At 70.8% G+C, this 9,064-nt stretch carries 6 protein-coding genes and 1 riboswitch; of the genes, 4 read left to right on the plus strand and 2 right to left on the minus strand.

Going from position 1 to position 9,064, the window contains the following annotated elements:
- A partial coding sequence (locus ACFW2E_RS33320; protein ID WP_384471571.1) for a DUF5691 domain-containing protein occupies positions 1 to 1,419 on the plus strand: 1,419 nt, incomplete at its 5' end.
- A gap of 26 nt (positions 1,420 to 1,445) precedes the next feature.
- Here ACFW2E_RS33320 and ACFW2E_RS33325 read toward each other — a convergent pair.
- Positions 1,446 to 1,862 carry a cobalamin B12-binding domain-containing protein gene (locus ACFW2E_RS33325; RefSeq protein ID WP_384471574.1) on the minus strand — a complete coding sequence of 139 codons (417 nt, stop codon included), beginning with the start codon at positions 1,860 to 1,862 and terminating at the stop codon, positions 1,446 to 1,448.
- 407 nt (positions 1,863 to 2,269) lie between these two features.
- Here ACFW2E_RS33325 and ACFW2E_RS33330 point away from each other — a divergent pair, with 407 nt between their 5' ends.
- Positions 2,270 to 3,136 carry an esterase/lipase family protein gene (locus ACFW2E_RS33330; RefSeq protein ID WP_384471577.1) on the plus strand — a complete coding sequence of 289 codons (867 nt, stop codon included), beginning with the start codon at positions 2,270 to 2,272 and terminating at the stop codon, positions 3,134 to 3,136.
- 279 nt (positions 3,137 to 3,415) lie between these two features.
- Positions 3,416 to 4,891 (plus strand): M23 family metallopeptidase, encoded by a 1,476-nt coding sequence (locus tag ACFW2E_RS33335; protein WP_384471580.1) that lies wholly within the window; start codon positions 3,416 to 3,418, stop codon positions 4,889 to 4,891.
- Between the two features lie 83 nt (positions 4,892 to 4,974).
- On the opposite strand, the gene pcrA is transcribed toward ACFW2E_RS33335, so the two are convergent.
- Complete coding sequence (gene pcrA, locus ACFW2E_RS33340) at positions 4,975 to 7,479, minus strand: DNA helicase PcrA (RefSeq protein ID WP_384471582.1); 2,505 nt, start codon at positions 7,477 to 7,479, stop codon at positions 4,975 to 4,977.
- 262 nt (positions 7,480 to 7,741) lie between these two features.
- Positions 7,742 to 7,913, plus strand: a riboswitch (cyclic di-AMP (ydaO/yuaA leader).
- An 8-nt stretch (positions 7,914 to 7,921) separates the two neighbouring features.
- On the opposite strand from pcrA, the gene ACFW2E_RS33345 reads away from it, so the two are divergent.
- Entirely contained in the window at positions 7,922 to 9,052 is a 1,131-nt protein-coding gene (locus ACFW2E_RS33345; RefSeq protein WP_384471585.1) for an NlpC/P60 family protein, read from the plus strand.
- The last annotated feature ends 12 nt before the right edge of the window (positions 9,053 to 9,064 follow it).

Consider the following 9,064-nt stretch of genomic DNA (forward strand, 5'->3'; position numbering starts at 1 on the left):
CCCCGCTCCCCCGCCCCCCCCCCCCCGGGGGGGGCCGGGCGCGCGCGCGGCCGCCGAGGCACCGCGCCCGACCTGATGGAACGGCTCCCCCAGTGGCTGGCAGCGGCGAACGCCCGGGGGTTCGCGGCACCGCCCCAGTCGGTCCCGGCCCTGCTGGACGCGGCACGGGGGCGCACGGACCTGCGTCCGGCGGCGCTGGCGTTCGCGGGGCCCCGCGCCCTGTGGCTGGCCCGGCTGAACCCGGACTGGCGGTTCGCCCTGCGGGCGGCTCCGGGCGGCGGCGCGGCCCTGCCGGACCCGGACGGCGATTCCGCCGACGAGGTGCAACGGCGTTGGCAGGAGGGGTTGTTCGCCGAACGGGTCGCGCTGCTCGCCGCGATCCGGGGGCGCAGCCCGGCCGCCGCGCGCGAACTGCTGGCCGCGACCTGGGCGACGGAGCGGGCCGAGGACCGGCTGATGTTCCTCGACTCGCTGCGCACGGGTCTGTCCTCCGACGACGAGCCCTTCCTGGAGCAGGCGTTGGGGGACCGCAGCCGCAATGTGCGGGCGACGGCGGCGGAGTTGCTGTCCGCGCTGCCGGACTCGGCCCTGGCCGCGCGGATGGCGGTGCGGGCCGGAGCCTGCGTGGCGATCGACCGCACCCTCAGCAGGCCGACGATCGCGGTCGAGGCACCGCTTGAGTGCGATACGAGGATGGAGAGAGACGGTGTCGTGGCCAAACCTCCTTCGGGTAGAGGGGAGCGATCGTGGTGGTTGGGCCAGTTGGTGGAGGCGGCACCGCTCGGAACATGGTCGGAGCGGCTCGGCGGTCGTACACCGCAGGAGATCGTGGCACTGCCGGTAGCGGACGACTGGCAGGGCGAACTGCACGCGGCGTGGTGCCGCGCAGCGGCACGGCAGCGGAACCCCGAGTGGGCCAGGGCCCTGCTCGGTGCGCCTTCGGCGCCCGGGGCCGGCGGACCGGGAGCGGTTTCCCTGGCCGAGCGGGCGAAGCTGCTGGGCGAGCTGGACACCACGGAGCGGGCCCGGTGGGTTGCCGGCTTCATCGCGACGCACGGCCTGTCCGAGGCGTTCCAGCTGCTCGGGGTGTGCGCCGTGCCGTGGGCGGCGCCGCTTGGGCGAGCGGTGGTGGATGCCCTCGACATCGCCCGGGACGCGGGGAGTTACCCGTGGAGTTTCAGTGGGGTGATGGGGCTGGCCGAGCGGTGCCTGGACCCGGCGGAAGCGTCGCGGCTGGACGGGCTGCTGGCGGTGCCGGACGAGAAGGAGGACGCGTCGCCGGGGGCCGGGGGCTACTGGGCGGAGGCGTTCCAGCGGCTCGCGACCACCTTGCGGCTGCGCGCGGCGATGGCCGACGAGTTCGGGGTGCCGTCGGAGGCGGTGTCCCCGCGGGTGCGCCGAGACGCACCCGCGGGCTGAACGCTGCGGGGCGGACGCCCCAGGCGCTACGCCCCGGCGGGCTGGCGGACGTTCTCCCGCACCCAGTCCACGATCGAGGCCGTGGTCGCCCCGGGCGTGAAGATCGCCGCGACACCCTTCTCCTTGAGCGGCGGGATGTCCGCCTCGGGGATGATGCCGCCGCCGAAGACCAGGATGTCGTCGGCCTCGCGCTCCTTGAGGAGGTCGATGACCGCCGCGAAGAGGGTGTTGTGGGCACCGGAGAGGATGGACAGACCGATCGCGTCGGCGTCCTCCTGGATCGCCGTGTCGACGATCTGCTCCGGGGTCTGGTGGAGTCCGGTGTAGATGACCTCCATACCGGCGTCGCGCAGCGCTCGCGCGATGACCTTGGCCCCGCGATCGTGGCCGTCGAGCCCCGGCTTGGCCACAACCACGCGGATCGGACCGGCTGCCACACCCATCACTGCCTCCATGAAGCGACTACATCCAACCGTACCGACAAGTACCGCACATTCCGCGCGTTCCGCCACCCGTCGCGAAGTGAACGAACGTTATCTCCAGCATCCCTCAACCGGCAGTTTCACGGTGCTGACCGAGGGGGAAATCACACGGTGGGACACGTTCGGGAGCCGCGGCGTGGACCGCGCGGGCACGAAGGGCACGTAGGGCACGCAGGACAGGTAGGGCACGACAGCGGGGAAGCCCGTCGCCGCACCGGCGGGGAGCCTCGCAACGGCGCCGCGCGCGCCGCGCGCCTCACTCGTCCCGCGCGCGCCACTCTCGCACCGGCGGCCGCCCCCACCGCGGCTTCCCATGAGGGCACACGGGGGATCGAGTCGTCCTCCTGCGTGCTGACAGGAGGTCGGCCGTGAAGGTCACCAGGGCACTCGAACCTCTCGTTCCACTCTGCCAGCGCCTTCTGCCGGGCAGACTCACGGGGCTCTCCGTGGCTCTTCTCAAGGCGGCCGCCCTGGAGATCGCGATCCTGGCCGGACATATCGTCCTGTATCCGACCGGCATCACACAGGAGCGCCATTCCCCCGCCCGCACTCCGGCCCTGCCGGACGGCACCGCGCAGCTGCCGACCACACCCGGACCCCCGGTCGTGCTGCTGCACGGCTTCATCGACAACCGCTCCGTCTTCGTCCTGCTGCGCCGCAACCTCGCCCAGCAGGGCAGGCAGCGCGTCGAGTCGCTCAACTATTCGCCGCTGACCCGCGACATCCGCGCGGCGGCCGAGCTGCTCGGCCGGCACATCGAGGAGATCTGCGAGCGCACCGGCAGCCCGCAGGTCGACATCGTGGGGCACAGTCTCGGCGGACTGATCGCGCGCTACTACGTGCAGCGGCTGGGCGGCGACCTCCGGGTCCGCACGCTGGTGACACTCGGTACCCCGCACTCCGGCACCCGGGTCGTGCCACTGGCGAACGCGCACCCGATCGTGCGCCAGCTGCGCCCCGGCTCGGAGGTGATCGAGGAGCTGACCCTGCCGGCACCCGGCTGCCGCACTCGGTTCTTCTGCTTCTGGAGTGAGATGGACGCCTTGATGGACCGGCCGGAAACGGCCTGTATCGAGCATCCGGACCTGGTGGTGCAGAACATTCAGGTGATGGGAATCGGGCATCTCGCGCTGCCCGTCCACCCGGCCGTCGCGGCCGGGATACGGCAGGCACTCGACTCGGAGCGGCCGGAGGTGGCGGCCGCGAGGCCCGCCGGGGGCCTGACCGTGGCGTGAGCAAACGGCCCTGACAGGGTCGGACCGGGACGAGTCCGGACGGCGCGACAGCCGTCCGGACTCGCTTCACTCGTCGGTTCGGCGGGAACGGACGGCCGCCCAACGTCGAACAATCTTCGAACACAAAGCCAAACCCGCGTCCATCGTCCCCCGAAACACGGCCGAATGCCCTTTTCCTTCGCCCGCGAAACCAGCTGAAGATTGTCGCGCCCGCATACCGCCGGGTACAGTCGCCGCACTGCTCTGCCAGCCCCTGTTGTCGAGGCGAAAGAGAAGTTGGTGAACGACCGTCACCCGTCGGGGACCATGACCACCCCGGCTCCGGCCTCCGATGCCGCCTCGGCGCCCTACGCGTCGTACGACGGACAGGAAGCCCAGTACGGCGGCGACTTCACCACGTACGGCGGTTACGGCACCGGCGCATTTTCCACCGGTTCGTACACCACCGCCCCCGCCTTCGAGGCCGATCCGCTCTTCGGCAGCATGCCGGGACAGGGCCATGCGACCGGCGCGTACGACGCCACGCAGTGGCAGACCGGTGACCACAACTCCCTGAACTACGACCCGTACGCGGCCCAGCACCACGCCGTCTACGACAGCGGTGCCTACGACAACACCGCCTGGACGGTCCCCCCGCAGGGCACGGAACCCGACGCGAGCGGCCAGTGGGACGCGAACGCCTGGCTCCAGTCCGAGCAGTCCGGCGGCGCCGACCCGACCCAGCAGTGGCAGTGGGGTACGCAGACCTTCGAAACGGGTGCGTACGACGCCACGCAGTGGAACTCCGACGGCGGCACGGCGATGACCGCCGAGCCCGAACAGCAGGCGACCGCCACCTTCGAGCAGGCCTCGTACGACGAGTCCGACTACGAAACCGACTACGAGCCCGACTACGAGGGCTCCGCGGACGAGGACGAGTTGGCGGCCACGGGCGAACTGCCCGCAGTAACGCCACTTCTGGACGACCAGGAAGAGATCACCCCCGCTCCGGCCGCGCGCGGGGGGTCCCGTGGCTCGGGACGTTCCCGCCGCCGTACGCCCGCCAAGCGCTCGGCGCTGCTGACCGTCGCCGTGCCCTCGGCCTGCGTGATGGGTGTCGCCGGGATCGCCGCCGCCTCCGTGGGCGGTCTGACCGGCGGCGGCAAGGAGACCAGCGCCACCGCGGCGGAGACGAAGTCGGTGAAACCGTCCGCCGCCAACAACAAGCTGGACACCCAGCTGGAGAGCCTCTCCGCCGGCGCCGACGACTTCGCCGACCGCGCCAGCCGCACCCAGGAGCGCATCGACCTCAAGGCCCAGCAGGTCGCGGAGAAGAAGAAGGCGGCGGAGGAGGCGGCCCGCAAGGAGCGGCTGCGCCCGAAGTTCGTGCTCCCGGTCCTGCAGAAGGGGCTCAGCGCCTATTTCGGCCAGGCGGGCGTGAACTGGATGTCCGTGCACACGGGCATCGACTTCCCCGTCTCGTACGGCACGACGGTGATGGCCGCGACCGACGGCACGGTCACGACGAAGTGGAACAGCGCCTACGGCAACATGCTGATCGTGACGGCCAAGGACGGCACGGAGACCTGGTACTGCCACCTCTCCAGCTACCGCGTCGCCTCCGGTACGACCGTCAAGGCCGGGCAGCCGGTCGCGTACTCCGGGAACTCCGGCAATTCGACCGGTCCGCATCTGCACTTCGAGGTCCGGCCCGCCGGTGGCGCGGCCATAGACCCGCTGCCGTGGCTGCGGAGCCACGGGCTGGACCCGACATAGGTCCCCGAGAACGAGCCGCACACCTGGAGCCGTACCCCGAGCCCCCGCCGAACCGGCGGGGGCTCCGCTCATGGGGCCCGGCGCTACAGCTTCTCCACCGGCGCGTACCGCAGCAGCAGCCGCTTCGGCTTCGTGTCCCCGAAGTCGATCGTCGCCTCGGCGTTCGCGCCCGTGCCCTTCACCCCGACGACCGTGCCGAGTCCGAACTGGTCGTGCGTGACCCGGTCCCCCACGGCCAGGGCCACCAGCGGCTTGTCCGAGGTCCGGCGCGTGGCGAACCCGGAGGCGCCCGACGCCGACGAGCGGGAGCGGGACGAGGACAGCGAGGCCGCCACTCCGGACACCGGCCCGGAGGACACCGGAGCCGTCGCTCCCGTGCGCTTCCACTCCAGATGGGCTGACGGAATCTCCTCCAGGAAGCGCGAGGGCGGGTTGTACGACGGCTGTCCCCACGCGCTGCGCATCGACGAGCGGGTCAGGTAGAGCCGCTCACGCGCGCGCGTGATGCCGACGTACGCCAGGCGGCGCTCCTCCTCCAGTTCCTTGGTCTGGCCGAGGGCGCGCATGTGCGGGAAGACGCCGTCCTCCATGCCGGTCAGGAAGACGACGGGGAACTCCAGCCCCTTGGCGGTGTGGAGGGTCATCAGCGTGATGACGCCGTCGCCGTCCTCCTCGTCGGGGATCTGGTCGGAGTCGGCGACCAGGGCGACCTTCTCCAGGAAGTCGGCCAGCGTGCCCCCCGGGGCGGCAGCCCCTGACGTCACCGCGCCCTCTTCGCGCTCCTGCTCGAACTCCAGGGCCACCGCGGCGAGTTCCTGGAGGTTCTCGATGCGGGTCTCGTCCTGCGGATCGGTGGAGGCCTGCAGCTCGGCGAGGTAGCCGGTGCGCTCCAGTATCGCCTCCAGCACCGTGGCCGGTCCGGCACCGGACTCCGCGATCGTACGGAGGTCCTCCATCAGCACGTTGAACCGCTTGACGGCGTTCGTCGACCGCGCCGCCATTCCGTACGCCTCGTCGACGCGGCGCAGCGCCTGCGAGAAGCTGATCCTCTCGCGCTGGGCGAGGGCGTCGATCATCGCCTCGGCGCGCTCGCCGATGCCGCGCTTGGGGACGTTGAGGATCCGGCGCAGCGGCACGGAGTCCTCCGGGTTGGCCAGCACCCGCAGGTAGGCCAGGACGTCCCGGACCTCCTTGCGCTCGTAGAAGCGGACGCCGCCGACGACCTTGTAGGGCAGCCCGACCCGGATGAAGACCTCTTCGAAGACACGGGACTGGGCGTTGGTGCGGTAGAAGACGGCGACGTCGCCCGCCTTCGCCTCGCCCGCGTCCGTGAGACGGTCTATCTCGTCGGCGACGAACTGCGCCTCGTCGTGCTCGGTGTCGGCGACATAGCCGGTGATGCGCGCGCCCGCGCCCGCATTGGTCCACAGGTTCTTGGGGCGGCGGGACTCGTTGCGCTCGATGACCGCGTTGGCCGCCGAGAGGATCGTCTGGGTGGAACGGTAGTTCTGCTCCAGAAGGATCGTGGTGGCGTCCGGGTAGTCCTCCTCGAACTGGAGGATGTTGCGGATCGTCGCGCCGCGGAAGGCGTAGATCGACTGGTCGGCGTCGCCCACGACGCACAGTTCGGCGGGCTGCAGGTCGTACTCGTTCGGCGGGACGTCCACCGGGTGCCCGGCGGTGCCGACGAGCTCGCGCACGAGGGCGTACTGGGCGTGGTTGGTGTCCTGGTACTCGTCGACGAGGACGTGCCGGAAGCGGCGGCGGTAGTGCTCGGCGACGTCCGGGAAGGCGCGCAGCAGGTTCACCGTCGTCATGATCAGGTCGTCGAAGTCGAGGGCGTTCGCCTCGCGCAGCCGCGACTGGTACATCGCGTAGGCCTGGGCGAGGGTCTTCTCGAAGCCGTCGGTGGCCTGGGCGGCGAAGTCCTCCTCGTCGATCAGCTCGTTCTTCAGGTTGCTGATCTTGGCGCTGAAGGACTTGGGCGGGAAGCGCTTGGGGTCCAGGTCGAGGTCGCGGCAGACGAGGGCCATCAGGCGCTTGGAGTCGGCGGCGTCGTAGATCGAGAACGACGACGTGAAGCCGAGCTTCTTGCTCTCCCGGCGCAGGATGCGCACGCACGCGCTGTGGAAGGTCATCACCCACATCGCGTTGGCGCGCGGGCCGACGAGCTGCTCGACGCGCTCCTTCATCTCGCCCGCGGCCTTGTTGGTGAAGGTGATCGCGAGGATCTGGCCCGGGTGCACGTTCCGCTCGGCCAGCAGGTGGGCGATGCGGTGGGTGAGCACGCGGGTCTTGCCGGAACCGGCGCCGGCCACGATGAGCAGGGGGGAGCCGGCGTGCACGACGGCCGCGCGCTGGTTCTCGTTCAGCCCCTCCAGGAGCGCGGCGGCGTCGATCACCGGGCGGGGGGCGCCGTCGCGGTAGTAATCGTCCCGGTCCGGCGGCACGTCGAACTTCCCACCGAACAGATCGTCCGGAACCGGCTCCGGAGCGTGGTCGTCCTCGGGCGGCGGCGGGGGTTCCTCCTCGTGGCCGCGGGGGGCCTGGAGGTTCGCCAGGAAGCTGTCGTCAAAGAGGCTGCTCATCGCTCTACGAGTCTAGGGCGCCCCACCGACAAACCGCCGCCGTCCCGGGAACGTGACCGGCCCCACAGGCGGAAGATCTTCCGGGGCCACGGGCGGGCAGCGGCCTCACGCTCCGGAAACGCGCCGTCACGCCGGAGGAATCCCGCCCTCAGGTCACGAAAATGTATCGGGCATATCGCCCATCAACCTTCACACGGACCACGCGAGTTGGCTACCGTCACGGGCGGGCCGTACGACCCCCACCGGCGAACGTCGCCGGGCCGCGCGGCCTCCGCCGAGTCCGGCGCGCCCTTCACGGCAGCCGGAGCCGGGGACCCACCCGACCTTGGGGTGAATCGGCCCAACCTCCCGCGGGGAAAGGGCCGTAGGGCAACCCTTCCGAACCACCCGCCCGAACCCGACAGCTAACTCGGTAGGCGGAACACGGAAGGAGTCGCCTCCCTTGGCGTCGCATCGCAAGTCGCGCCCCGCGAGTGCCCTGGTATCGGGCATACGCACCCCCGCCATCGCCACCGCCGCGCTCACCTCCGTGGCCCTGCTGTCCCAGACCGCCGACGCCACCCCCTCCGCGGACGGCAGGCCGAGTGTCGAGGAGGTCGAGAAGAAGGTCGACGACCTCTACCGCCAGGCGGAGTCGGCGACCGAGAAGTACAACGCGGCCAAGGAGAAGGCCGGCAAGCAGCGCAAGAACGTCGACACCCTGCTGGACGACGTCGCGCGGCGCACGGACAAGCTCAACAAGGCGCGTGAGGAACTGGGCACGTTCGCCGCCGCCCAGTACCGGACCGGCGCCGCCGCGCCCGACACCGCCACCTTCCTCCTCGCGGACTCGCCGCAGGACTACTTCGACCAGAGCCAGCTGATGGGCCGGATGACCTCGCGGCAGAAGGGCGCGGTCGACGACTACATCACAGAGCAGTCGGCGACCATGAAGAAGCGGCAGGAGGCCGCCAAGAGCCTCCAGACGCTGACCGAGTCGCAGGACGAGCTGAAGACCGCGAAGGCCACTGTCCAGAAGAAGCTCGCCTCGGCCCGCAGACTGCTCTCCGACCTGACGGCGCAGGAGAAGGCCCGGCTCGCCGCGATCGAGAAGCAGAAGCAGGAGGAGGCCGCGCGCAGGGCCGCGGAGCTCGCGAAGAAGCAGGCGGCCGCGGAGGCGGCGAAGGAGGCGGCCGCCGCGAGCTCCTCGGGCTCCGCCGGCTCTTCGGGCTCGTCCACCTCGACCGGTTCGACGGGCTCGACCGGCTCGACGTCGGACTCCTCGTACGCCACCAAGGCCGAGAAGGCGATCGCCTTCGCCCGCGCGCAGATCGGCAAGCCCTACGTCTGGGGCGCCACCGGTCCCGGCTCCTACGACTGCTCCGGCCTCACCCAGGCCGCCTGGAAGGCCGCCGGCGTCAATCTGCCGCGGACCACGTACGACCAGGTCAACGCGGGCACCACGGTCTCCCTCGGCAATGCGCGGCCGGGCGACCTGATCTTCTTCTACGACGACATCAGCCACGTCGGCATCTACATCTGCCACTTCCTGATTATCCACTCCCCTAATCCCTTCGCCTACTTCCGCGATTAGTCGATCTACTAC

The organism is Streptomyces sp. NPDC058964, assembly GCF_042741275.1.
GTDB lineage: Bacteria > Actinomycetota > Actinomycetes > Streptomycetales > Streptomycetaceae > Streptomyces.

Excerpts from the sequence above, each read along its gene's own strand:
- pcrA (WP_384471582.1), bottom strand. The coding sequence starts at position 7,479 with ATGAGCAGCCTCTTTGACGACAGCTTCCTGGCGAACCTCCAGGCCCCC.
- ACFW2E_RS33325 (WP_384471574.1), bottom strand. The coding sequence starts at position 1,862 with ATGGGTGTGGCAGCCGGTCCGATCCGCGTGGTTGTGGCCAAGCCGGGG.